General features: G+C 39.7%; 17 protein-coding genes and 10 pseudogenes. 9 read left to right on the top strand and 18 right to left on the bottom strand.

Going from position 1 to position 23,449, the window contains the following annotated elements; all coding sequences use genetic code 11:
* Positions 1-33 precede the first annotated feature (33 nt).
* The 10 genes and pseudogenes from NYZ99_RS18925 to NYZ99_RS18875 form a co-directional block, all read right to left on the bottom strand.
* Positions 34-333 (bottom strand): hypothetical protein, encoded by a 300-nt coding sequence (locus NYZ99_RS18925; protein WP_260572675.1) that lies wholly within the window; start codon positions 331-333, stop codon positions 34-36.
* A 70-nt stretch (positions 334-403) separates the two neighbouring features.
* The gene (locus tag NYZ99_RS18920) at positions 404-1,165 is read right to left on the bottom strand and encodes a tetratricopeptide repeat protein (protein WP_260572674.1); all 762 of its coding nucleotides are present in this window, start codon (positions 1,163-1,165) and stop codon (positions 404-406) included.
* 2 nt (positions 1,166-1,167) lie between these two features.
* A pseudogene (locus NYZ99_RS18915) lies at positions 1,168-2,895 on the bottom strand (BatD family protein).
* A gap of 61 nt (positions 2,896-2,956) precedes the next feature.
* The gene (locus NYZ99_RS22470; protein WP_338039147.1) at positions 2,957-3,364 is read right to left on the bottom strand and encodes a hypothetical protein; all 408 of its coding nucleotides are present in this window, start codon (positions 3,362-3,364) and stop codon (positions 2,957-2,959) included.
* An 8-nt stretch (positions 3,365-3,372) separates the two neighbouring features.
* A complete protein-coding gene (locus NYZ99_RS22465; protein WP_338039146.1) occupies positions 3,373-3,813 on the bottom strand; it encodes a tetratricopeptide repeat protein in 441 nt (146 codons plus the stop codon).
* Between the two features lies 1 nt (position 3,814).
* A pseudogene (locus NYZ99_RS18905) lies at positions 3,815-4,860 on the bottom strand (VWA domain-containing protein).
* 3 nt (positions 4,861-4,863) lie between these two features.
* Positions 4,864-5,860 (bottom strand): annotated as a pseudogene (locus NYZ99_RS18900) (vWA domain-containing protein).
* Positions 5,861-7,516 (bottom strand): annotated as a pseudogene (locus NYZ99_RS23100) (hypothetical protein).
* A gap of 4 nt (positions 7,517-7,520) precedes the next feature.
* Complete coding sequence (locus NYZ99_RS18880; protein ID WP_260572670.1) at positions 7,521-8,387, bottom strand: DUF58 domain-containing protein; 867 nt, start codon at positions 8,385-8,387, stop codon at positions 7,521-7,523.
* A 98-nt stretch (positions 8,388-8,485) separates the two neighbouring features.
* Positions 8,486-9,488, bottom strand: a pseudogene (locus tag NYZ99_RS18875) (AAA family ATPase).
* 158 nt (positions 9,489-9,646) lie between these two features.
* Between NYZ99_RS18875 and NYZ99_RS18870 the strand changes: the two are divergent.
* The 3 genes and pseudogenes from NYZ99_RS18870 (at position 9,647) to NYZ99_RS18860 (ending at position 12,424) form a co-directional block, all read left to right on the top strand.
* Positions 9,647-10,522, top strand: a complete 876-nt coding sequence (locus tag NYZ99_RS18870; RefSeq protein WP_260572669.1) for an aldo/keto reductase — start codon at positions 9,647-9,649, stop codon at positions 10,520-10,522.
* Between the two features lie 11 nt (positions 10,523-10,533).
* Positions 10,534-11,290, top strand: a pseudogene (locus NYZ99_RS18865) (SDR family NAD(P)-dependent oxidoreductase).
* Positions 11,287-12,424, top strand: a pseudogene (locus NYZ99_RS18860) (DUF5929 domain-containing protein). Before NYZ99_RS18865 ends, NYZ99_RS18860 begins: the two co-directional pseudogenes overlap by 4 nt.
* On the opposite strand, the gene NYZ99_RS18855 reads toward NYZ99_RS18860, so the two are convergent.
* Genes NYZ99_RS18855 through NYZ99_RS18840 form a run of 4 tightly spaced genes read right to left on the bottom strand, consistent with a single transcriptional unit; the run spans position 12,421 to position 15,305 of the window.
* On the bottom strand, positions 12,421-13,437 hold the full coding sequence (locus NYZ99_RS18855) for an alpha-amylase family protein (RefSeq protein WP_260572668.1): 1,017 nt from the start codon (positions 13,435-13,437) through the stop codon (positions 12,421-12,423). The pseudogene NYZ99_RS18860 and the gene NYZ99_RS18855 sit on opposite strands and share 4 nt — an antisense overlap.
* Positions 13,438-13,451: 14 nt before the next feature.
* Positions 13,452-13,652 (bottom strand): hypothetical protein, encoded by a 201-nt coding sequence (locus NYZ99_RS18850; protein ID WP_260575330.1) that lies wholly within the window; start codon positions 13,650-13,652, stop codon positions 13,452-13,454.
* Entirely contained in the window at positions 13,637-14,359 is a 723-nt protein-coding gene (locus NYZ99_RS18845) for an alpha-amylase family glycosyl hydrolase (RefSeq protein ID WP_260572667.1), read from the bottom strand. Before NYZ99_RS18845 ends, NYZ99_RS18850 begins: the two co-directional genes overlap by 16 nt.
* Before the next feature lies 1 nt (position 14,360).
* Positions 14,361-15,305, bottom strand: coding sequence for a carbohydrate kinase family protein (locus tag NYZ99_RS18840; protein WP_260572666.1), 945 nt, complete (start codon positions 15,303-15,305; stop codon positions 14,361-14,363).
* A 325-nt stretch (positions 15,306-15,630) separates the two neighbouring features.
* Between NYZ99_RS18840 and NYZ99_RS18835 the strand changes: the two are divergent.
* The 5 genes and pseudogenes from NYZ99_RS18835 to NYZ99_RS22450 all read left to right on the top strand — a co-directional run bounded on the left by NYZ99_RS18835 (position 15,631) and on the right by NYZ99_RS22450 (position 19,638).
* Positions 15,631-16,769: pseudogene (locus NYZ99_RS18835) on the top strand (SPFH domain-containing protein).
* A gap of 54 nt (positions 16,770-16,823) precedes the next feature.
* Complete coding sequence (locus tag NYZ99_RS22460) at positions 16,824-17,264, top strand: TFIIB-type zinc ribbon-containing protein (RefSeq protein WP_338039145.1); 441 nt, start codon at positions 16,824-16,826, stop codon at positions 17,262-17,264.
* Positions 17,212-17,853: a hypothetical protein gene (locus NYZ99_RS22455; protein WP_338039144.1), complete on the top strand. Its 642-nt coding sequence runs from the start codon at positions 17,212-17,214 to the stop codon at positions 17,851-17,853. The genes NYZ99_RS22460 and NYZ99_RS22455 overlap by 53 nt, the downstream gene beginning before the upstream one ends.
* A gap of 46 nt (positions 17,854-17,899) precedes the next feature.
* Entirely contained in the window at positions 17,900-18,634 is a 735-nt protein-coding gene (locus tag NYZ99_RS18825; RefSeq protein WP_260572665.1) for a metallophosphoesterase, read from the top strand.
* 64 nt (positions 18,635-18,698) lie between these two features.
* Positions 18,699-19,638: pseudogene (locus tag NYZ99_RS22450) on the top strand (acyl-ACP desaturase).
* A 124-nt stretch (positions 19,639-19,762) separates the two neighbouring features.
* Here the strand turns inward: NYZ99_RS22450 and NYZ99_RS18805 are convergent.
* Genes NYZ99_RS18805 through NYZ99_RS18795 form a run of 3 tightly spaced genes read right to left on the bottom strand, consistent with a single transcriptional unit; the run spans position 19,763 to position 21,256 of the window.
* Entirely contained in the window at positions 19,763-20,317 is a 555-nt protein-coding gene (locus NYZ99_RS18805) for a hypothetical protein (RefSeq protein ID WP_260572662.1), read from the bottom strand.
* A 29-nt stretch (positions 20,318-20,346) separates the two neighbouring features.
* A complete protein-coding gene (locus tag NYZ99_RS18800; protein WP_260572661.1) occupies positions 20,347-21,000 on the bottom strand; it encodes an OmpA family protein in 654 nt (217 codons plus the stop codon).
* Positions 20,903-21,256: a hypothetical protein gene (locus NYZ99_RS18795; protein ID WP_260572660.1), complete on the bottom strand. Its 354-nt coding sequence runs from the start codon at positions 21,254-21,256 to the stop codon at positions 20,903-20,905. Before NYZ99_RS18795 ends, NYZ99_RS18800 begins: the two co-directional genes overlap by 98 nt.
* Positions 21,257-21,691: 435 nt before the next feature.
* Here NYZ99_RS18795 and NYZ99_RS18790 point away from each other — a divergent pair, with 435 nt between their 5' ends.
* Positions 21,692-21,817, top strand: coding sequence for a hypothetical protein (locus NYZ99_RS18790; protein ID WP_260572659.1), 126 nt, complete (start codon positions 21,692-21,694; stop codon positions 21,815-21,817).
* Between the two features lie 42 nt (positions 21,818-21,859).
* Here NYZ99_RS18790 and amaB read toward each other — a convergent pair.
* Positions 21,860-23,414, bottom strand: a pseudogene (gene amaB / locus NYZ99_RS18785) (L-piperidine-6-carboxylate dehydrogenase).
* Positions 23,415-23,449 lie beyond the last annotated feature (35 nt).

Below are 23,449 nucleotides of genomic sequence, written 5' to 3'. Positions count from 1 at the left end.
TAATTTTAGAATTATCAGTATTAAAAAATCAACCTATAGCTTAGGAGGAGGTAAAGAAACTTCTATATCGTTAGATGTGATGATTTCAATCCTATTCTTATCAAATAGAAGTGACTTATTTAGGAGTAGCATACCCAAATCAGCTTGAAGTGAATTATCTATTAACTGTTTTTCCAGGAACTCACTGGTCTCCTGGTTATTGTTTTCCTCTTCTTCGTTTACATCCATAACCCATTGACCACTTTTATCGAGCTCCAATATTGTACCAATAGAAGGGGCAAGTATGGCAACCATTAAGGAAAAGGACAAAAAATAAATAAGAAGTGATTTCAATTTTGTTAGGTTTGCTTCTCACTAATATACATAATATAGAGGGAATGCCTGTGAAATCTCTTTAATAGGGCTAAAAATCTTTTAGAATTTTAAGTTCATCGGCCAGCATCCAGCCTGTTTTTCCATCGGAAAGCCTAATTTTCCGATAGTTGTTCAGACTGTCCAACACATTCACTTTTGTTCCGGAGTGTAATGTGAAAATATCATCACTGGATTCATTAGGCTCGGAGCTTACAGCAACTTCATCGGCAAATATAATAGCTGGATTATCCGCATTGAACGCATTCATTTCTATAGAAGCAAAAACAATGAAAACGATACACAAAAAAAGCGCAATTAAACTTCCGATAAAGGCAAACCTTTTTTTTGTGGAATATTGATTGTAATAAAAGGCTATATATAACAATACAAATAGAATCATACACACTATGCTGATATACGCCCATTGGTCATAGGTCAGTTTTGATGTAATGCCTTTATAAAGTCTCGAAAATCCCGTTTGTGGTAGGGTGTCTATGGCATCTAGTGTCATATTTTGGGCATATCCCAAGTTTGTTTTCACTTCTTGGTCATCTGGATTTAATAGAAGCGATTTCTCATAATAATAGATGCTCTCTGGTATTTCGTTTAATTTATAGTAGGCGTTCCCAAGGTTGTAGTACAAAGCTGCGGAATGTTCGTTTTTTTCCAAAATGGACATGTACGCTTCAATGGCCTTTTCATATTCACCGCTGTTATACGCCTCCGTTGCCTGATTAAAAAGGGCCTCATTTTGGGCATTACCTAAGAACCCTATTAAAAGACCAAATAGTATGGATAATTTTTTGAACATATCTAAAATTGTTTATCCATTAATGAGATTACTTCACTTGCTTTGTCGTAGTCCCGTTGCATCTCTACCTTTGAAAACGGACTATATCTCGGCCGCTTCACAATTCTTCAACAACCCTATAAACTCTGATATGGTAGGTTCATCAATCCCTTTTTTCAATAATAATTCTGAAATTTTATCCTTGCTGAATTCAGAGGTCTCTATTTTTAATCTTGCTTTTAGGTAATTATGCAAGGCCCTTTCCAAGGCAATGTAAAAAGCATCCTTGTTGCCAAGTTCCTTTCTTGCGGCTGAAAGATATTTTCCGGCCAATTTATTAGCACGTTTAACCTTATTTCCCACTACATCTTCAGCAATGGCATCCCTTTTCTTTCGAAGGAATATTGCCAAAGGAATGAATAATAAAGGGACAAAAAGCCACAAATAATAGTTGGTAGAACCAAAGAAGTACGAAGTACCTATCTTCGAGAGGTTGGGGGTAAGTTTTATGAAATTGAACTGATTACCAGTGGCAACCACTTGTTGTTTATTAGGTTGTCCAACAGCTGGATTTGAAAGGTTACTACCATTGTTGGGACCTTCAAGAACATTGATTATGATTTCTTCTGAATTTAGGGTCTCATATCTTTCCGTTTTTGGATTAAAGAAACTAAATGAGATGGCGGGAATTGGATACTTACCCCTGAAAGAAGGTACAATCGTATAACTATTACTTACCTTTCCTTGCATACCACTTAGGTTGGTTCTTACATCCTCGGTAAATTCTGGCTCATATACTTCCAAGGAGCTGGGAAGTTCCGGTTCAGGAAGTTTGAACAATTTTAGGTTTCCCTTGCCACTTACTTCAACGGTTGCTTGTAGGGATTCTGTGGCGTTGAGATCTGTTTTTGTGGTATTTACCGAAAAATCGAACTCACCAACGGCACCCGTGAAATTTACCGGTTGATTGGCAGTTGGAAGGTTTTTTACATCAATGACCCGATTTCCGGCTGAAACCGTTTTATTTGTTTGGGAATAGATTCTACCACCAAAGAAGTCCCTTCTGCTCGTTGGAACATCTACAGTTACGTCCAAGGATAGGGGCTCTATTTCCAATTTACCTACCTTTTGTGGATATAGTACCACCCTTTTTAAAACGACATACCGGTAGGGCTTCCCTTGATAGGTTCCATTCTGTGCCGTCAACCTAGAAACTTTAATATCCTGGCTCCAAAAATTATTATACGTTGGATTATCCAAAGGTTGATAATTGGAAACGCTTATATTAGGACTTACATAAAGCTTGTAGACCACACTGATCGCCTCGTTTAGATAGGGGTTGTTTTTCGAAACCTCTGCAACCAAATGAAGGTTTTCATCCGCTACATCTTCTGCGGTCATCTGATCACTTGGTTTATCGACCGCCGCGGTCACTTCTATTTCCTTTGGTAGGGATTTATACGTTTTACCAGCAATGACAATGGTCGCCTGATCAATGGTAAATGTACCTTTTGCAGTTGGTGCCAAGGTGTAGGAATAGGTCTTGGAATAACTTCTCACCCCATTGATCCAGGAAGAACTGATGGATTGTGAAGGACCCATTAACACTCGAAATCCACTAAAATCTGGGGATTAAAGTTATCACCGTCCTTGTTCATGGTGAAGTCAACCCTGAGACGTTCATTCAGCCCCAGTTTTGGTTTGCTCAACTTCATTTCAAAGGTTACGGCATCCCCTTCCTGTCCTTGCATGGACAGAATGAAGAAGAATAATGGAACCGAGAAAAAAAGTCTTTTAATCATTGATCTTTGTCTACCAGTCTTTTTCGTTTTTCACTTTTGCGCCTTTCACCTTTTTGGCATCTATTTTTTCCTGAACCTGTTTTTCGGCATTTTGCATAGCCCTCAATAAGTTTTCTACTTGTTGCTTTGAAAGCTGATTTGGTTTTCGTTGAGGTTGGTCCTGAGGTTGGTCTCCTTGCTCGGGTTTCTTATTCTGCTCCTCTTTTTGATCACCATCCCCTTCTTTGTTTTCATCCTTATTTTCATCTCCCTTATCTCCTTCATTCCCATCTTCACCTTGATCTTTATTGTCTTGATTCTGATCGTCTTTATTATCCCCTTCTTTATTTTGATCTTGGTCTTTTTTATCCTCTTGGTCTTGCTGATCCTTATTTTCGTCGTTCTTGTCCTTGTTTTCCTCTTCCTCCTTTTTTTGCATTTCCTTTGCTAGGGCCGATTGTAACGGGTTTCATCGTCCGTAGGGTCATTTCTTAACGCCTCCTTGTAAGCTTCAACGGCCTTTGGATAGTCTTTTCGTTTCATAAAAACATTGCCCATATTATGGTATGCCTTATGTTTTTCCTTTTTGGAAGTGGCTACTTCCCCAGCTTCCTTAAACCGTCCAAATGCTTCACTGTAAGTTTCATTGTTATAATATGCGGTACCAAGGTTATAAGGAGCCGCAGCATTTTCAGGACTTTTTGCAATGGCCTTTCTGTAATCTACTTCGGCTTGTACAAAGTTGTTTTCGGATAGATTTTTATTTCCATCCCATGTGAGATTGGTAGAGGTCCTCAAAGCCCTCTCCTTTTCCTTTGCATCCTCTTCCTGCGAAATAATAGGAACGGAAATGAAAAGGAATAATAATGTATATATCAGGTTTCTCATTTTATTCCGGATGTTTATCGTTAAACAAATTGAGTTTCTTCAACCATTTTGTCTTGCGGTCCAAGATAAATATTTCCAAAAATAGGAACAATAATCCGGCTCCCGAAACCATTGAAATTGATCCTTGTACTCAGCAAATTGTTTGGCTTCGAACTCTTTTTTATCCATTTGCAACAACTCTTCCTTGATGAACTCGACAGCAGCTTCTGTATTGCTACCGTCAATATATTCGCCGTTGCCCTCATTGGAAATTTCGGTGAGCACTTCCTGATTTAATTTAGTAATGACCACAAGTCCTTGGGCATCCTTTTTTAGGGATTCCATAATGCCATTTCTTTTAATGGGAATTACGGAGCCTTTTTCGATCCCAACTCCAATCGTGTAAATGGTGATTCCTTCATCAACGGCTTTTTCTACTGCGCTCAAAGTAGAATCTTCAGAATGGTCCTCTCCATCTGAAATTATAAACAAGACCCTATTGGTCTGTTCCTCATCGTCATAGAAAGTTGTTGCCAATTCTATGGCTTCATTGATAGCTGTACCTTGTGAGGTGAGCATATCCGTGTTCATGCTTTGTAGGAACATTTTTGCAGCTCCATAGTCCGTAGTGATCGGCAATTGTGGAAAGGCCTGTCCTGCATAGGCAATAATTCCAATTCTATCACTAGCCAACTGATTGATAATTTCCGAAACCAAACGTTTGGCTTTTTCCAATCTGTTGGGAGCAATATCCTCGGCCAGCATACTTTTGGAAACATCCACTGCAAAAACAATGTCAACGCCCTCTCTCTTAACGGTTTCCAATTTGGTGCCAATTTTGGGATTTACAAGTCCCATAATCAATGCTGATAGTCCCAAAAGAAAGAAAATGAGCTTTAAAGTGCCTTTGTAATAAGACCTTGTAGGTGTCAATCTTTTAAGCAGATTGGTATCGGCAAACTTCTTTTGTGTCCTTTTTTTCCAAACGAGAAGCAACAGAAAAAGGACTATGATCACCGGTACGATGAATAGCAGATAAAAGTATATTTTCTCGTCTAATTGAATCATTCCCTATATAAAGCTTCTAAATACCGTATTTCTCAAAATCCATTCCAAAAGAAGTAGTGCTCCGGCGAGCAGTACCCAAGGTCTGAACTTTTCCTCATAGCGGTAATACTTGAATTCCTCGATATCCGTTTTTTCCAGTTTGTTGATTTCATCATAGATTTCTTCCAAGGTCTCATTATCCGTAGCCCTAAAATATTTTCCACCTGTAACGTCGGCAATATTTTTCAATAAATCCTCATCGATTTCAACTTGTCGCATCCCGTACCTGTAGGAACCGTCTGCATTATACGCAATAGGGGATAGGGCATTACCATTGGTGCCCAAACCTATGGTATAGGTTTTAATATCATATTCTACCGCAAGGTCGCAGCAGTTTGTGGTTCAATGAAACCGAATTGTTTACCCCATCCGTCAAAAGAATAATGATTTTACTTATGGCCTTGCTTTCCTTTAGTCTATTCACCGATATGGAAAGTCCCATACCAATAGCCGTACCGTCCTCCAATTGGCCATAGGTAATTTCCTGTAAGGAATTTAGAACGATGTTTTTATCCGTAGTAATGGGTGTTTTAGTATACCCTTCACCGGCGTAGGCCACTAAACCAATTCGATCATTGGGCCTTTTTTTTATAAAATCGGCAGCGACTTCCTTAAGGGCGGAAAGGCGATTGGGTTTTAAGTCCCTTGCCAACATACTTGAGGAGACATCAATGGCCATTACAATATCGATACCTCTTGTGGTTTTGGTTCGGGTGGATATATCTTCCGTTTGGGGTCCGGCCATGGCTACAATAATGGCACTCAATGCCAAGAGCCTCAAAACAAAAAGTCCAGGTTTTAACTTTGGAAGTAAACTCTTGTGCCTAAAGCTTTTGATGGTCGCGATTTTTAAGGCAGCCGTTTCCTCCTTACGTTTGAAAATATACCATGCTATAGCCAATGGCAGCAATAATAACAGCCAAAAGAAATCCGGATTTGCATATGATATATTATCTAACATTTAAACATCTGTTTTTACCTCCACACTGCTAAGAATTCTATCAACGATATCCTGCGCATAGGTATCCTCATCTAACCAAGTAAGTATAACGTTCTGCTGAAATCCCTTTCCACCAAAAAGTAGCACGGTGTACTCCCCCTTTACCAACTCTTTGGAACCAGGAACGGGGAAATCCCCATTACCAAAAATCTTTATCCCCTTTACACCACTAATAGTTGAGAATTCCTCTTGCTTCGTAATAATATTCTTTGCTCCCTGGGCTTCAAAGCCTTGTATGATTTGTTCTATGGTCTGCTCAAAAGCGGCCTCCACCTCCTGATTCATGGTTATGGAAGTCGTGGCCACGGTGAATAATCCTATTGGGCTATGGTAACCAAAGGCTTGGATGTCCTGGATGTTGGCCTTGGCTTCGGCGGAAGTTTCACTTCTTGCCGTACCAATACTTTTGGGGTCTCCAAAATAATGGGAGGAAACCCATAGGAACTGGAAATCCATTCACCCTCCAATAATTCTTTGGTAGGGTGCCCAATCACGGAATCCTTCAAGTAGGTGAATCCGTACTTAAAACCAGCGATTACGACCCCGAGCACAATGATTCCTGCCAAGGTGGAGAGTCCAATTACAAGCTTTCTTTTTTGTTTTCTTCGGCTTAATTCTTCCAAATACTCCGCTTGTTGCATTAATTCCTCTTCTGTAGGTTCAGGGAGTGCATCATGGGTCTTGACCACTATTTGCTCTACTAATTTTCGGTCTTGTTCGGCAACTGCGGTAGAAGGCTTGATCCTGGCGAACTTTACCAAATCTGCTGTTTGGAGAATGTTCTTGAATTGCTGAATGGTATCCTTGTCCAATTCCAGTTCTCCGGAATCGCTCAAGAGTTCCAGTCGTTCTATTAATTGCCCTGTAGTGCTTTCCAAGGCGGCGACATGCGCATCCTCTTCCGAGATAGGCTCTTACGATGGTGGTCAATTCAGAATAATATTCCTTGAATTCATCTTGAATCAAATACTTGGAATTTTCCAATCGTTTTAGTTCCAAAAGAGCTCTGTCATAAGCAGGCAACAAAGCTTCTTTCTCCTCTTGGGTCAAAGGTTTTTTTCTTAGAACGAACCAATAAAAAAGCCCTCCAAGAACCGATACTATCAAAAGCCCAATGACCAAATATTTCCACCAGCCGGTATAGCTTTTGTTCACATTGATCAAAGGTTTTATGTCGTACATTTTTTGAGCCACCGTATCCACAGGAACGGTTTCTACATTGATCATCATGCTATCGGTAAAATACCCTACTCCATTGATTTCTATGCGCTGTGTTGGTAGTTTATAAGATCCTGAATCGAATTGGGTAAGCGCATATATTTTTTGTAAGGTAAGTCTATCCTTTTTTCTGGTCGTATCCGTTGCAAACGCCTCCACGGTTTCTAGTGGCGAAAAGGTCTGCCCCTCAGGGAAAATTACCTGGTCTGTAGAATCTACATCCACAGAAACCTTCCAATGGATTTGTTCTCCAATTTTAATATAAGTAGTATCTACAGAAGTATTAATTTGAGGATTCTCCTGGGCACTTACTTTAAAAGTGAACATAGTGGCGCATAAAAAGAACACACAACACACCCATGGTGAAATTGAAAAGTATGTGTTTCTATTATGACGCATTTTTTTATCCTCTTCTTTTAAAATAACCCAATAACTTTTTTACGTAGCTTTCATCTACCCTGCAATCCAAAACCCCACATCCCGATTTTGTAAAGGTTTCCCTGAAATATTCCACGCGATCCCTGTAAAATTCAGCATAGGAATTACGTACTTTTTTGGATTGTGTGTTGACCAATTGTAGGGCACCAGTTTCGGCATCCACCATTTGTACCATACCAAGATTTGGGATTGCTTCCTCACGTTCGTCATAAACCCGTATTCCCGTCACGTCGTGTTTATTGCCCGTAATTTTTAAAGTTTTTTCGTAGTCCGTAGCAATAAAATCCGAAAGCACAAATACGATCGCCTTCTTCTTCATCACGTTGGTTAGGTACTTAAGGGCCTCACTGATATCCGTTTTGTTGCTTTTTGGTTTGAATTCCAACAATTCCCGAATGATTCTTAGTACATGGGTCTTTCCCTTTTTAGGGGGGATAAACAGTTCTACCTCATCGGAAAACAAAATAATACCGACCTTATCGTTGTTTTGCAGGGCACTAAAGGCCAAAGTAGCTGATATTTCCGTGACTATTTCATTTTTAAACTGATTTTTGGTGCCAAAGAATTCCGAACCGCTGATATCTACCATGAGCATCATGGTCAGTTCACGCTCTTCTTCAAAGACTTTTACAAAAGGCTCGTTGTAGCGGGCGGTCACGTTCCAATCTATACTTCTTACATCGTCGCCAAATTGGTATTGTCTTACCTCACTGAAGGTCATACCCCTACCCTTGAACGTAGAATGATATTCCCCACCAAAAATATGGTCGGACAGACGACGCGTCTTGATTTCAATCTTACGAACTTTTTTGAGTAATTCTTTGGTATCCATTTTATTCAGTAAACAGTAATTAGTATGCAGCAATCAACATAAAATATATTTCCGCTTTAAAACGAAAAGATATCTTTCGATGTCACCCGTGAACTGATCTATGGTACTTCTATTTCGTTTACGATTTTATTGATGATTTCTTCGGACGTAATGTTTTCGGCCTCGGCCTCGTAGGTAATTCCTATTCTATGTCGAAGAACGTCGTGAACAACGGCCCTAACATCTTCTCGGAACTACATAGCCCCTACGCTTTATAAAAGCGTAACATTTTGCCGCATTGCCAAGGTTTATACTACCCCTTGGAGACGCTCCAAAACTAATTAACGGTTTAAGTTTCTCCAAGTTATATTTTTCCGGGTATCGCGTCGCAAAAATGATGTCAAGAATATATTTTTCGATTTTTTCATCCATGTAGACTTCACGGATCGCCTTTTGCGCACTAAGAATCTGATTTAACGTTACTACGGGCTTAACATTCTCAAATCCTCCCAAAAGATTCTGTCTCATAATTAACTGTTCTTCGTTCATTTTGGGATAATCTATTACCGTTTTTAGCATAAAACGGTCTACCTGAGCTTCAGGCAGAGGATAAGTACCTTCCTGTTCTACTGGGTTTTGTGTGGCCATTACTAAAAAGGGCTTATCAAGGACAAAGGTTTCATCCCCGATGGTCACCTGTTTTTCCTGCATTGCCTCCAAAAGTGCAGACTGTACCTTGGCCGGCGCCCTATTGATTTCGTCCGCAAGAACAAAGTTTGCGAAAATTGGACCCTTTTTTATGGAGAAATCATTTTCCTTTATGTTGTAAATAAGTGTTCCAACAACGTCCGCGGGTAAAAGGTCGGGAGTAAATTGAATTCTACTGAAACTTCCCTTTACGGCCTTGGCCAACGTATTGATGGCCAATGTTTTTGCCAAACCAGGAACACCTTCCAACAAGATATGTCCTTGCCCCAGTAGTCCAATCAACAATCTCTCCACCATATGTTTTTGTCCTACAATGACCTTATTCATCTCAAGAACAAGTAAATCTATAAATGCGCTTTCCTGTGCTATTTTCTCATTGACCGCACTTATGTCTACAGTTGTATTTTCTTCCATGTATCAGTTACTATTTTCGCGAAATTTAGCTAAAAATTTAACAGTTGTGCAAATTGAAAATTAATTGGTTGAGTAGCTGTTAACGATTGGTTAAAAAATGCGAGAAGGCCTTATTTTTGTGAAGTATTTAAGGTATTTCTTTTTAATTTAACTTCCTTATGAAAAGTACTACGGAATATTCCAAAATTATTGCCGGCACTATGACTTGGGGCAAATGGGGAAAAAGACTTTCAACCGATGAAATGGTGCAATTGATGAACACCTGTGTTGACCTTGGGATTACAACATTTGACCATGCTGATATTTATGGTGATTACACAACGGAATCGGATTTTGGTGAAGCCTTTTCAAAAAGCGGCTTAAAGAGGGAAAAGGTTCAATTTATTGGCAAATGCGGAATTCAGTTTAAGGCTGAAACTAGGAATAATAAGGTGAAACACTATGATTATAGTAGTACATATATCATTTGGTCAGTAGAACAGTCATTGAAAAAATTGAAAACGGAATATCTAGACCTTCTTTTATTGCACAGGCCGAGCCCGCTGATGAATGCGAGTGAGATTTTCGAGGCAATATCGAAATTAAAACAAGAGGGTAAAATAAAACAATTTGGAGTTTCAAACTTTACACCTTCACAAATAAAATTGTTGGAAACCACTGTAAAGGTTGAAGGAAACCAAGTAGAATGTTCCTTGACCCATAATGATGCCATGGAAGACGGCACCCTTGATGACTGTGTCGTACATGACCGATTGGCGATGGCATGGAGCCCACTAGGAACTTATTTTAGAAAATCTTCAGATCAAACCAAACGAATTCAAAAGACATTAGAACAATTAAAAGCAAAATATGATGCTACTGAAGACCAAATACTACTTGCTTGGATATTACGGCATCCTGCGAATATTTACCCCGTTGTAGGAACAGCCACTCCTGAAAGATTGGCTTTGGCCATGAATGCTTTGGCCATTCAAATAGACTTGGAGGATTGGTTTCTCTTGTTGGAGGCAAGTAACGGGAGCGAAGTAGCATAGAAAATTGAAAAATGAGCAAAACGGCATTAATAACTGGTGCTACCAGTGGAATAGGAAAAGCAACTGCAGAACTTTTTGCAAATAATGGGATAGACCTAGTCATTTGTGGAAGACGGGAAGATCGCTTAAGGAAACTTAAGGAAGCCCTTGAAAAACAAGTGAAAGTTCATATTCTTTGTTTTGATGTAAGGGATAAGGAAGCTGTTGAGAGAGTGATACAGTCTTTGCCCGCGGGTTTTTCGAAAATAGATATCCTTATAAACAATGCTGGAAATGCACATGGATTGGACCCAATCGAAGAAGGTTCTTTGGATGACTGGGACGCTATGATGGATATCAACGTGAAGGGATTGCTTTATGTTACCAAGGCAATACTGCCACAAATGACCGAAAGGAAAGAAGGGCATATTATTAATATAGGCTCTACTGCAGGTAAGGAAGTGTACCCAAAAGGGAATGTCTATTGTGCTAGCAAACATGCCGTGGACGCCATTAATCAAGGCATGCGTATTGATTTGAATCAGTATGGCATTCGAGTAGGTGCCGTAAATCCCGGTCCGGTGGAAACTGAATTTAGCAATGTGCGGTTTAAGGGAGATGATGAACGGGCGGATAATGTCTATAAAGGATTTCAACCTTTAAGACCTGAAGACATAGCCGACATTATTTATTTTGTGGTTACCGAGACCGTATCACGTTAATATTGCTGACCTAATTGTAATGCCCACTGCCCAAGCATCCTCCACTATAGTTAACAAAAAGGTATGATCAATAAACGCTTACTTGTTAAAAACTTGCTTGCCCATAATGACGAGAATAGTTTTTACGACAAAAAGCGTTTTATTGCTATCGGGGAAAAAGAAGGCAAGGCAAAATTTTTGAAACATGTTTGCGCCTTGGCAAACAGCAATCCTAAGAATAATTCCTTTATCGTCGTAGGGGTTGAGGACGAGGACAATACCATTGTGGGCGTAGATTTTTTTGATGACAGTAAAATTCAAAATTTGGTCAATGCCTATCTCGGAAAACCCGCCCATCATTTCTTATGAGAACATACCTTTTCCTCATTTAAGCGAAGGAAAGGTGGTAGGTTTAGTCACTATCAGATCCATCGGAAAAGTCTGTGCTCTGCGCAAAAACATATGGAAGTATTATGGGGGTTCCGTTTTTTTTAGGGAAGGGAGTATTAGTCTACCCAAGGCTTTTGGGGTGGAGCTAAAAGATCTTAATTCGGACATTGTGGCGACGATTGAACAACATGCCGGAAATAACATTGAATTGACGTTGGATGGTGTCATCGATTTTTTGAACAACCGGCACAAGGATCTTGAGAGTGATTATAAGGTTTTTAAGGAGCAGTTTGTGGTTTGCTGGGCAGGGAATACAAAAGTGGTTAAAGGGCAGACGTATTACTATAGGGTTGACATAGAATTAATCAATGAACAGGTGAAATTGTTTTATTCGGATTTGGATGAGGTAACCATAGATTTTGACGACAATTCTTTCTCAACAATGGAATATGTTCATTTAGGATTGGAGTTCAAACAAAGATATTATCCTTTGGAAAAAGTGGTCATACGGTTTAAGGATAACGGCACTTACAAAATTGAATCCAAATTGTTATTCGAACCGCCGCAGTATGATAGAAAAACTTTGTTTCATGTGTACAACAGCAGCAACGCATTGATTTCAAAAATCAAGAACAATATGGCATTGAAGCCCATGGAAAAAGAGGATTTGAATTATTTGGCTGATACCTATTTAATATGCTATCTCAATGGTTTTGAAGAGGCCCGGGATAAAATGGATCTTGCTAAAAACTTGGTAAAGGACAAATATCCCAATACCTATACTTCCCTAAAGGAATCTTTGAGAATTTTGCGAAAGGTAAAATACAATTAAAGGTTTGTTACCCAGTGATGACCAAAAGGTTTTATATAAAGGTCCTTATTTTCATTTAAGGTCAGCGGTTTTTCGGAAAGCAAGTCCACCGAATCCTCACCAGTCAATATACCAATGGATAGAAGCCATGAAATATCCAATGATTGTGAAACCTCATCAAAATTTGAAATTACCCATATTGATGTGTCGTCCAACGTACGTTCAAAAACAAAAATATGTGGATTAGGGGTTTCATGTAGGATGATGTTATTATGATCCGCAAAAACTTCATGATCCTTCCGCAGCGCTATCATTTTTTTCAATGAATGGTATACCTTTGAGGCAGGACTATTCGATTTTTCAAGACTTTCAACAACTTTCCAATCCTGTTTTGGCCTGTTTACCCAACGGCTATCGTTTTTATGTTTTTCATCTTCTAGATAAGAGTAATCATTCAATGTAGCTATTTCGTCACCTGCATAAATGAGGGGGATACCTCCAAAGGACAGAATGATTCCGTGCATCATAATTATCTTATCCAAGGCATAGGAAATGCTTATCTCATTGCCCTGTTCCATGGCCGACTCTAATCCTAATAGTGATGCGGCACTACCTGTAATCCGTCCGTCCCCATTTTTGGGATTATACATGAACATAAGGCCTTTAGAAGGTGACCACTCCAATCTCCCACAAAAGTAATTTAGGATGAATTGCTTGTGTGGAAAAGGTTCCCACCCCATTTCCCGTACAAAATTATCATCATATCCCAATCCAATATCGTCATGGCAACGAATATAATTTATCCAAGTGCTGTCCATGGGCTTACTCGGTATTCCTTTTAAGCTCCTTAGCATCAAAGAGCATTTTTTGGTTGCAATTGAATTCCAAAGAAGGGCCATTAAGGAAGCATTATAGGCTATTTCGCATTCGTTCCCCTCATATTGGTTTTCCCCAAAGTATTTTAGTATGTCCCGGGGTGCTACAATGGCCTCGGCCAAAAGAATAACCCCGGGGGCGATTACTTGAAGGCACATTCTAAACAAAGAAATTAAGGCATGGGCTTCCGGTAAATTTTGAGAAATGATCCCAGTTTTTTCCATAAAAATGCCAATGCATCAAACCGGATAACATCCACTCCCATATTGGCCAAGGCCAATAAATTTCCCAACATTTCCAAGAAAACTTCCGGATTTTTATAGTTGAGGTCCCATTGATAGTTATTGAAAACGGTCATCACCCATTTTTCCATTTCTGGATATAGGTAAAGTTTCCCGGTGCCGATTCGGGAAAAATTTCGGGTAAGGTCTTTTCAAATGCGTCGGGTATGGTTCGATCGTCAAATGTGTAGTAGAACTCCTGGTATTTTCTATCCCTCTTTTTTGCCTTCTGAGCCCATTCAAATTCATCCGAGGTATGATTTACTACAAAATCCAGCATCAGGATGATTTTATTTTCACGGGCTTTTCTAGAAAGTTCCGTGAAGTCTTGCATTGAGCCATATCTCGGATCTATTTCATGGTAACTATTCACGGCATAGCCACCATCGTTCTCACCCTTGGGCCTTGTCGTAATTGGCATTAAGTGAAGAAAGTTTACCCCCAAGTCTTGAAAATAAGGTAACTTTTCTTGTAAACTTTTTAAATCCTTGCTAAAACGATCGACATACAATTGCATGCCCACCAATTTTTCACTTTGGTACCAATTTCCTTCTTGAAGTCTATTTAAGTCCTGTTCCCTTAATTCAGAGGGCCGTTCCTTAAAGAGTGATTCTAATTTCGCCGGTAGTTTTTCGGACAAGTACGTACTGTCCGCCTCAGGATAAAGCGAAAAAAACAAATCCTTAATATAGGTTAGATTGGTATGAAATCTTTGCCTAAATAATTCCGTAGTAGATTTACCTTTTTTACCATGTATGTCCTTGGAGGCCAGTAATTGGTGCAATGCTGCTTGGTTCATGCTAGGAATCTAATTGTTTTTGGGTAGGTAAAGACTCAATGGCTCCGAAATTGGTAGTAGTAATGGCCCCTGCCTTATTGGCTTTTGACACTATTTGGGAAAGTTCTTGTTCACTTTCTAGGAGCAGCTCTAAACTGTCGTGCTCGGCAATCTGTTTCAACATACAACCTATAAATGCATCCCCCGCACCTGTGGTGTCCACAGGGGACACTTCGATACTGGGTATAGTTTTTCTAAAATCCCTTGTGCTCAATAGTGTACCTTCCTTTCCCAAAGTAACTACAATGATGGCAACACCTGTTTGGTGGAGAAAATTGCAAGCCTCATCTAGATCCTTTTTTCCTGAAAGTAGTGTTGCTTCCTCTAAACTAAATTTTCCCGGATGTGATTTTTGTATAAAAGGCATACATTTTTTTATAAAAACGTCCTCTTTGTGTTTCCAAAGATCTTCCCTGTAATTGGGATCGAAACTTATGAAAGAATCCTTGGTGAGAGCATCAAAAAAGTATCGGTTATAGGCTTCTTCCAAATTACCGCCAAGCATGGCCGTTGCGGCCCCAAAATGAACCATATTGTTTTTGAAATCTTTCTTTAAGGTAGAATCATATTTAAGTTCCTTGTCCGCACCACGGCTAAATACAAAGTCACGTTCGCCATCGTCATCAATGGAAACAAAGGCCAAAGTTGTGAAAATGTTCGATTTTTGGGCCATTGAAGTATCCACATTATTCTCTTCGAGAATATTCAGCAAAAAATTTCCAAAGGGATCGTCACCCACACAACCAACAAATACGCTTTTGCCCTCCAGCTTGCTAATGGCACATGCCACATTTGCTGGGGCGCCGCCCGCTTTTTTTGTAAATTCTTTGGCCACGGATAAATTTTTGCCCTGGTTTTCGGCTACAAAATCAATGAGTAGTTCACCAATGCAAAACACCTTTTTCATTTGTTTCGTTTTAATGGTTTTATTTCAATCGTAATCCCAAAACTTTTTAAGTGTTGGTATGCGCTTCTAAAAACACCTAAAAAGAGTCCAAAAATAACTCTTCTCGGATACTTTTTATTTCCTTAATACAGAAATAATAGTTTCTAAGGTAATCAGAAAAAATAGCTTACTTAATACTTTGGTTATGAATAATCCATTCATAAAGATTTACGAGGTCAATTCGGTCTTCCTTATTTAAGTATTCACAGCACTTATTGAACATGCTATTTTTTGCGTGAATTCTTTTAAATCCCTACCTTTTTAGAGCAATTAAAAACCTAAGAAAATGGGATTATTCGATGAGATAAAAAAGAAACTGAGTCACGAGTTTATAGATATTGTAGAATGGCTGGATAGCAGTAACGACACCATTGTACATAGATTTGAAAGATATCAAAATGAAATAAAGAACAACGCACAGTTGATAGTACGCGAAGGGCAAACTGCGGTGTTTGTAAACGAAGGCCAGTTAGCGGATGTTTTTACCCCAGGCACATATACCTTGAATACCAAAAACCTTCCTATTCTAACAACACTTAAAGGATGGAAATATGGTTTTGATAGTCCTTTTAAGGCCGAAGTATATTTTGTAAATACAAGATTGTTCACCGATGAAAAGTGGGGTACCAAAAATCCTTTTATGCTTAGCGATGATCGTTTTGGTCTTGTAGAAATTAGAGCATTCGGCACCTATAGTTTCAGGATAAACGACCCTGGAAAATTCGTGGTGGATGTTGTGGGCACCGATGGTAATTTTACCAATTATGAGGTGAACGAGCACCTAAAAAGTTTAATAGTTACAAGGTTTACCGATACCGTAGGGGAGGCCAATCTTCCCATAGAACTATATGCGGCCAACACCAGTGAATTATCAGAGACATGCCAAGAGGTAATGCAACCGGAATTCAATAGGGTTGGTATAGAATTGGAGCGCTTCTATATAGAGAACGTATCCATGCCGGAGGAACTAAAAAAGGAAATTTTTGAGTATAGCAGATTGGATAAATTGGATATGACAAAACTTTCCCAGTTTAAGGCTGCCAAGGCAATGGAAGCTGCAGCTAAGAACGAGGGCGGTACTGCAGGGGCCGGAATGGGCATGGGTATGGGTTTTGTGCTGGCACAGCAAATGGGCAATATGATGGGTCAGAACACAAGTCAGCCCATGGGAAATCAATCACAGCAGGCCCCAGTTGGACCTCCACCTATTCCTTTGCTCAGGTAACTTATTTTTATGCAGTGAATGGTCAACAAGCGGGACCTGTTTCCTTCGATAGATTAAAGGAATTATTTGCCAGCAGGACCATCAATAGGGACACGTTGGTATGGAAACAGGGCATGGATAGCTGGGCTTCATTGAAGGAAGTGGAAGAACTTAAGTCTTTTCTCGGAGGTAACACCCCGCCTCCATTACCATCGGCCTAAGGTCCTAATTAAATACTTACAGTTTCACTTAGTTGAATAAGTGACACTTTTGCTATGGAAGATATTCAGCAGTCAGAACTTAAAAAAGCATGTGCCAATTGTGGGGCCGAACTTAAATTTAAGCCAGGTTCCCATCAGCTTACTTGTGAATATTGCGGGTATGAGGAGTTTATAGAGCAATCCAAGAGCAGTTTTGAGGAATTGGAACTGGCCCATTACTTAAAAGTGGTTGGGGAAAATGCCTATACTGAAACGATTGAATTGTTACATTGTAAAAATTGTGGGGCCAATCAACATGTGGAGGAAAACTATAAATCATTGGACTGTGTCTACTGTGGTGATCCTCTTATACGGGAAGATGTTGAGGTTGAGGGTTGGATAACCCCAGGAGCACTGGTTCCATTTCAATTGGATGCAAAAAAGGCCGAAGTATTTTTAAAACATGGGTTGGGAGCCTTTGGTTTGCACCCAACAATCTCAAAAGAGCCGCCCTGACCCGGAGGGTTTGCACGGACTTTATGTTCCTTACTGGACTTTTGATGCCAATCTATATGCATCATATCAAGGTCAAAGAGGCGATTATTATTACGAAACCCAAACCTATAACAGTGATAAAGGAAAGAGGACACGTCAGGTTAGAAAGACCCGATGGATCTATGCTTCAGGAGTTGTAGAGGGTTTTGTGGACGATATTTTGATAAATGCTTCAAAGCGAAAGAGAAGTGACATTCCTCAAAAAGTGGCCTTTTGGAACTTAAAGGACCTTGTAGTGTTTAATACCAAATATTTGTCAGGATTTGTTACCGAAAAATATACAGTTTCCTTGAAGGAAGGGCACCATCAATCCTTCCAGGAAGCTAAAAATATTGCATACAACTGGATCAGAAGGGACATTGGTGGCGATACACAACGTATTGCAAACGCCGATATCAAACTCTCCAATGAAACATTTAAGCACATATTATTACCTATTTATATTAGTTCTTATAGATATTCCGGTAAGGATTATAATTTCTATATCAATGGGCAAACCGGAACAGTGAGCGGTAGTAGGCCCTATTCTTTCGGAAAATATTCTTTTTAGTACTGTTTATTCTTGTCTTAATAGGACTATTTGCGATTTTTGCAAAATGACATCACAAAGAACCCTTGTTATAGGGGATATCCATTCGGGATTAAAAGCATTAAAGGATTTACTGGTTAGGGCAAGGGTCACTTCGGAGGATACCTTGATTTTTCCGGGGGACTATATAGATGCGTGGAGCGATGCCGTGGAGACCATAGATTTTTTGATTCAACTGAGAGCATCTCACAATTGTATCTTTCTCAGGGGTAATCACGACGAATTATGTTATGAATGGCTTACCGAAGGTAAGGACAACCCCACTTGGTTTATGCATGGCGGAAGGGCCACGGCAGAATCATATGCCAATGCAGATCAAGCAACAAAGAATATTCACATATCTTTTTACGAAAGTTTGCTAAACCATTATTTGAGCGAAGAAAACAAGCTTTTTCTTCATGCCGGGTTTACCCATTTAAAGGGGGTTGAACACGAATATTTTACTAAGGCCTTTTATTGGGATCGAACACTTTGGGAACTTGCCCTGTCCCTGAACCCGCATTTGAGCCAAACCCATGAGCACTACCCCCAAAGGTTAATTCATTATGATGAAATATACATTGGTCACACACCTGTCACTCGAATGGGAAAGACAACACCTCAAAAAGCTGCCAACGTGTGGAACATAGATACCGGTGCAGCGTTCAAAGGTCCGTTGACCGCATTGGATGTCCATTCAAAGGAATTTTGGCAAAGCGACCCGATCCATACCTATTATCCAGGAGAAAAAGGTAGAAACTGAAAAATGAATTCGATTTTAACGCTAAAACAGTATATTAATGTCGAACTTTGATAAAAAATAAAACATGGCGGAAAAAAATATACGATTGGAAGTAATGCAGGCATTGGAACCTAAAGTCGCTGGTTTTATGGAATCCTTTCTTGTACCCATTGAAAAAATTTGGCAGCCAAGTGATTTTTTGCGGATTCGGAGGAAGATGGATTTTTGGAGAAGGTGAAGGAAATTCGCGAGGAATCCAAGGAGTTGGGATATGATTTTTGGGTGACCATGGTTGCGGATACCATCACTGAGGAGGCCTTACCAACCTATGAATCATGGTTGATGGATGTTGTTGGAATCGATCAACACGGAGATTTTAAGACCAATGGCTGGGCCAAATGGGTGAGGGCATGGACAGGAGAAGAAAATAGACATGGTGATGTTTTAAATAAGTACCTCTACCTATCCGGAAGGGTAAATATGAGGGAAATAGAAATAACCACACAACATTTGCTGACAGATGGTTTTGACATAGGAACAGATAGGGATCCCTACAAGAACTTTGTCTATACTTCCTTTCAGGAGTTGGCAACCAATATATCACATAAGCGCGTAGGGCAGATGGCCAAGAAGAAAGGCAATGCACTTTTAGGTAAAATGTGTACCATTATCGCTGGAGATGAAATGCGGCACCACCTTGCTTATAGGGAATTTGTAAAAAATATATTTGGAGAGGACCTTCCGGGATGATGTTGGCATTTGCCGATATGATGAAGAAAAAAATAGTGATGCCCGCACATTTTTTGAGGGAATCCGGTGGAACCATTGGTACCGCATTTGAGAATTTTTCAAATTGTGCTCAGCGATTGGGAGTTTACACGGCCCAGGATTATGTAGATATTTTGAGAAAGTTAAACGCTTTTTGGGATTTGGAATCGATTCGGTCATTAAATGAGGATGCCGAAAAGGCAAGGGACTATCTTATAAGTTTGCCTGCCGATTGGAACGTATTGCAGAGCGTATGAAGTTTCCCCAGGATCAATACCATTTTAAATGGGTAGAGGCCAATGGAGCTTTATAATTATCAATATAAAGAATAAAAAAACCCAAGCGACTTGCTTGGGTTTTTAGTTTAGGCTGGTTTGGTAATTACAATTTGCCGTGTTTATGTTCTTCCTGCCATTTAAATAGTTCCTTCCATTTACCTTCATAACACATTTTTGCCTGCATGGGCCAAGAGGCTGGGTCGTGTATTTGATAGCGTTTCCCACCACCGTCCAACACCTTTTGGCAGTCTGCTACAGTAGACTCGGAAAGGGCTTTCCATGTTTTTATGCCCGCATCCTTGAACATGCCCTCTATTTTGGGACCTATTCCTTCTACAACTTTAAGGTCGTCCTGTTTTACGGCTTTTCCAAACACAGCTTTGGCAGCGTCTGCATCAAACGGTAGTGAGGCCACAGCAGCACCAGCGGCAAAGGAGGTAGCGGTTGTTCCAAGGTTGGCTTTGGAAGAAACTTTTTTATTACAAGCGTCCAATTCGGCTTGAAGTTTGGTGTTTTTATCTTCCAAAATTTTAATCTCAGCGGAATTGATAATGGTGGTAGTAGCGGATTTACCAATAAGGTAGCCTAATATACCACAGATTGCTCCCACTAAAAGGGGTATAAGCCAGCACCAGATATTCATTGTTTCGAAATTCATTTTTAAAGAGTTTTATTAGTTAGTTGTTTTTATTTGTTTAAAGTCACTACGGTTCTTCGGTTTTTGGCCTTTCCCTCTTCAGTGGCATTGTCCGCAATGGGTTCCGTTTGACCTTTGGAAGAAGTCGTTATTTTGTCTGCCGATATACCATTTCTTATAAGGTAGTCCTTTGCAAAATTTGCCCGATCCAATCCAAGTTTCATGTTTGTTTCGGCTAGGCCGGTATTATCCGTATGACCTGTAATGCTTACTGTACCATCAGATACTTTATCGATAAATCCGGATATATCCGCTACTTTCTGACGCTGTTCTGCGTTTAGATTTATGGATGCTTCGGCCGTATTGAAGTATAGAATAAGTGGATCAGCATTGATTTTTTCAAAAAGAGCCGAAAGTTCCTCATCCGCAGTTTCTGATACAGCGTCAATAGTGTAGGCCATGGGGCCGTAAAAAATGTCGTCTCCGGGAACCATTATCTCCTTCAACTCACTGCTTGTATTGATGTGAGTGGAAGGGATACCCTTTGCCACTAAATCATTCTTAACGGCATTGGCCCTGGCAAGGCCTAGATTGGGATAGGCCGAATTATTTACTTCCTCGCTGGTGTAATAGCCAATTATATTGAGAACCTTCTCTCGGATTCTCTGACAGATACCCCTGTAATTTATCGATACCTGTTCCAATGCCCGTGGCCAAAGGCATCAAAATGGACGATGAGGAAAATTGGAAGTTGTAGTTGTCATTTACTTCATAGGAAAAATTACCGTCGCTAAAAGCAAATGGATAGGATGTTGATGCTACCTCTTCCGGAATTACGGTCTCTATGGGAGGTACCTCTGTTGCCATGGTGCCACATTCGCTACAATAATTAATGTAGAAATAGGTGCCGGAAAGAATGGTAATCAACATCAACAATAGGTTGGTTGTTGTTTTGTTCATTGCTGATTATAGTTTAGTGTCTGTGATACAATGTATTAAAAAAATCTTAAAATTTTAGGATTTTCTAAGCCTTAATATCTAGTAATCAGACAAAAAAGGAATTTACCATTTATACAGATATTTTTTCCATTTGTACATGGGATGTCAACAGTGGTATAAATCAGTTTTTAAACAATATTATTTTTTTAGAACTTATGATAACAAATAATTTGATCCCTATTACTCCCGCAAAGAATGTGGCATTGTAATAGTATAGTTTCAATATTTGAGTTAGTTGGTTTAAATAAAAGGCTCCATTCTTTATCAGACGTGGGGCTTTTTTATGATGGTAAGTGAGTACAATTTCAAATCATACAAAAATCAACTCCAATCGTACATTGATGGGTTCACCCTTTTCTTTATATGGCTACATTGAATTGGTACAAAGAGAACAGTATGAAAAAGTTAAAAAAAGGAAGTATTGAGGTTTTTAAATTCCTGTGTATGTTCTTGATATTGGGCATACAGAATTTATTGGAAGGTAGTTGGACACCGGATAGGCCTAATCAAAAAGCGGCCTGAGATTTTACAAAATTTCAAGCCGCTCTCGATTATAATAATCTATTATAAATCAAATCTTATTCCTTGGGCAAGAGGTAATTCGGTAGTATAGTTAATTGTATTTGTCTGTCTTCTCATATAAATTTTCCATGCATCCGAACCACTTTCACGGCCACCGCCTGTTTCTTTCTCCCCGCCAAAGGCACCCCCTATTTCAGCCCCGGAAGTTCCAATATTAACATTGGCAATACCACAATCACTTCCCGCTGCGGAAAGGAATTTTTCCGCTTCCCTAAGATTATTGGTCATTATGGCAGAGGATAGTCCTTGTACGACACCATTCTGCAATGCTATAGCATTCTCAACATCACCGGAATACTTGAGTAAATAAAGCACCGGAGCAAATGTCTCATGCTGCACAATCTCAAAATCGTTCTTAGCTTCTGCAATGGCAGGTTTTACGTAACAACCACTTTCATAGCCCTTTCCTTCTAGGACGCCACCTTCTACAATGAGTTCACCACCTTCTTCCACAACTTTCTCCAAAGCTTTTGAATAGAGCGTTACGGCATCGGTATCGATAAGGGGGCCTACATGATTGTTCTGATCAAGAGGATTGCCAATTTTCAATTGTTGGTATGCAGATACTAGGGCATCTTTTACTTTGTCATATATAGACTCGTGAATGATCAGTCTTCTTGTAGAAGTACATCTTTGTCCTGCGGTACCCACAGCACCAAAAACAGCACCAATAACAGTCATTTTTATGTCGGCGTCGGGTGTGACAATAATTGCATTGTTACCTCCTAATTCCAATAAGGATTTACCAAGTCCGGCCGCGACCGCTTGGGCCACTATTTTACCCATTCGAATAGATCCAGTTGCGGACACCAACGGAATTCTATTATCCTGAGTCATAAATTCCCCTACTTGATAATCTCCGTTGATAAGACATGAAATACCCTCTCGGTAAATTATTTTCCTTGAACACCGAAGCAGCAATATTTTGGCAGGCTATACCGCATAGAGGTGTCTTTTCAGAAGGTTTCCATACACAAACGTCACCACAGACCCATGCCAAAGCTGTATTCCAAGACCACACGGCTACAGGAAAATTAAATGCTGATATGATTCCCACCACTCCCAAGGAATGATATTGTTCATACATTCTATGGCCCGGTCTTTCTGAGTGCATGGTAAGACCGTGAAGCTGTCTTGATAATCCAACGGCAAAATCACAGATATCGATCATTTCCTGAACTTCCCCGCGACCTTCTTGATAACTTTTACCCATTTCATAGGAAACCAGCTTTCCAAGAGGTTCCTTTAATTCCCGAAGTCTGTTTCCGAATTGACGTATAATTTCACCTCGTTGGGGTGCTGGCTTTGCTCTCCATATTTTAAAGGCTTCCATAGCCTTTTCCATTACCTTTTCGTAGTCCTCCCTTGAGGTTGATTTCACTTTGCTTATCAAAGAGCCATCCACTGGAGAATAGGATTCAATCAGGTGGCCCGAAGCAAAGCTTTCCGGACCAGTAGATGAACCATTATTTGTTTCTTTTATGCCTAAAGCAGCTAAGGCCTCAACTATTCCAAATTCTTTTGCAATTTCTGACATTTGTAACTTTTTATATCTCTATTGTTATATTTAAA

Source organism: Maribacter litopenaei (assembly GCF_025244665.1).
GTDB classification, from domain to species: domain Bacteria; phylum Bacteroidota; class Bacteroidia; order Flavobacteriales; family Flavobacteriaceae; genus Maribacter; species Maribacter litopenaei.
The sequence above is the reverse complement of the archived record's forward strand: the minus strand, read 5'-3'. Positions and strand labels throughout refer to the sequence as shown.

What these genes read in the sequence shown, in the direction of transcription:
- NYZ99_RS18825 (WP_260572665.1), top strand. Translation starts at nt 17,900, where the DNA reads ATGACATCACAAAGAACCCTTGTTATAGGGGATATCCATTCGGGATTA.
- NYZ99_RS18850 (WP_260575330.1), bottom strand. Translation starts at nt 13,652, where the DNA reads ATGGAAAAATGGGTGATGACCGTTTTCAATAACTATCAATGGGACCTC.
- NYZ99_RS22455 (WP_338039144.1), top strand. Translation starts at nt 17,212, where the DNA reads ATGGGTTGGGAGCCTTTGGTTTGCACCCAACAATCTCAAAAGAGCCGC.
- NYZ99_RS18840 (WP_260572666.1), bottom strand. Translation starts at nt 15,305, where the DNA reads ATGAAAAAGGTGTTTTGCATTGGTGAACTACTCATTGATTTTGTAGCC.
- NYZ99_RS18795 (WP_260572660.1), bottom strand. Translation starts at nt 21,256, where the DNA reads ATGAACAAAACAACAACCAACCTATTGTTGATGTTGATTACCATTCTT.
- NYZ99_RS18920 (WP_260572674.1), bottom strand. Translation starts at nt 1,165, where the DNA reads ATGTTCAAAAAATTATCCATACTATTTGGTCTTTTAATAGGGTTCTTA.
- NYZ99_RS18870 (WP_260572669.1), top strand. Translation starts at nt 9,647, where the DNA reads ATGAAAAGTACTACGGAATATTCCAAAATTATTGCCGGCACTATGACT.
- NYZ99_RS22470 (WP_338039147.1), bottom strand. Translation starts at nt 3,364, where the DNA reads ATGCAAAAAAAGGAGGAAGAGGAAAACAAGGACAAGAACGACGAAAAT.
- NYZ99_RS18805 (WP_260572662.1), bottom strand. Translation starts at nt 20,317, where the DNA reads ATGAATTTCGAAACAATGAATATCTGGTGCTGGCTTATACCCCTTTTA.
- NYZ99_RS18880 (WP_260572670.1), bottom strand. Translation starts at nt 8,387, where the DNA reads ATGGATACCAAAGAATTACTCAAAAAAGTTCGTAAGATTGAAATCAAG.
- NYZ99_RS18855 (WP_260572668.1), bottom strand. Translation starts at nt 13,437, where the DNA reads ATGTGCCTTCAAGTAATCGCCCCCGGGGTTATTCTTTTGGCCGAGGCC.
- NYZ99_RS18790 (WP_260572659.1), top strand. Translation starts at nt 21,692, where the DNA reads ATGAAAAAGTTAAAAAAAGGAAGTATTGAGGTTTTTAAATTCCTGTGT.
- NYZ99_RS22460 (WP_338039145.1), top strand. Translation starts at nt 16,824, where the DNA reads ATGGAAGATATTCAGCAGTCAGAACTTAAAAAAGCATGTGCCAATTGT.
- NYZ99_RS22465 (WP_338039146.1), bottom strand. Translation starts at nt 3,813, where the DNA reads ATGAGAAACCTGATATATACATTATTATTCCTTTTCATTTCCGTTCCT.
- NYZ99_RS18845 (WP_260572667.1), bottom strand. Translation starts at nt 14,359, where the DNA reads ATGAACCAAGCAGCATTGCACCAATTACTGGCCTCCAAGGACATACAT.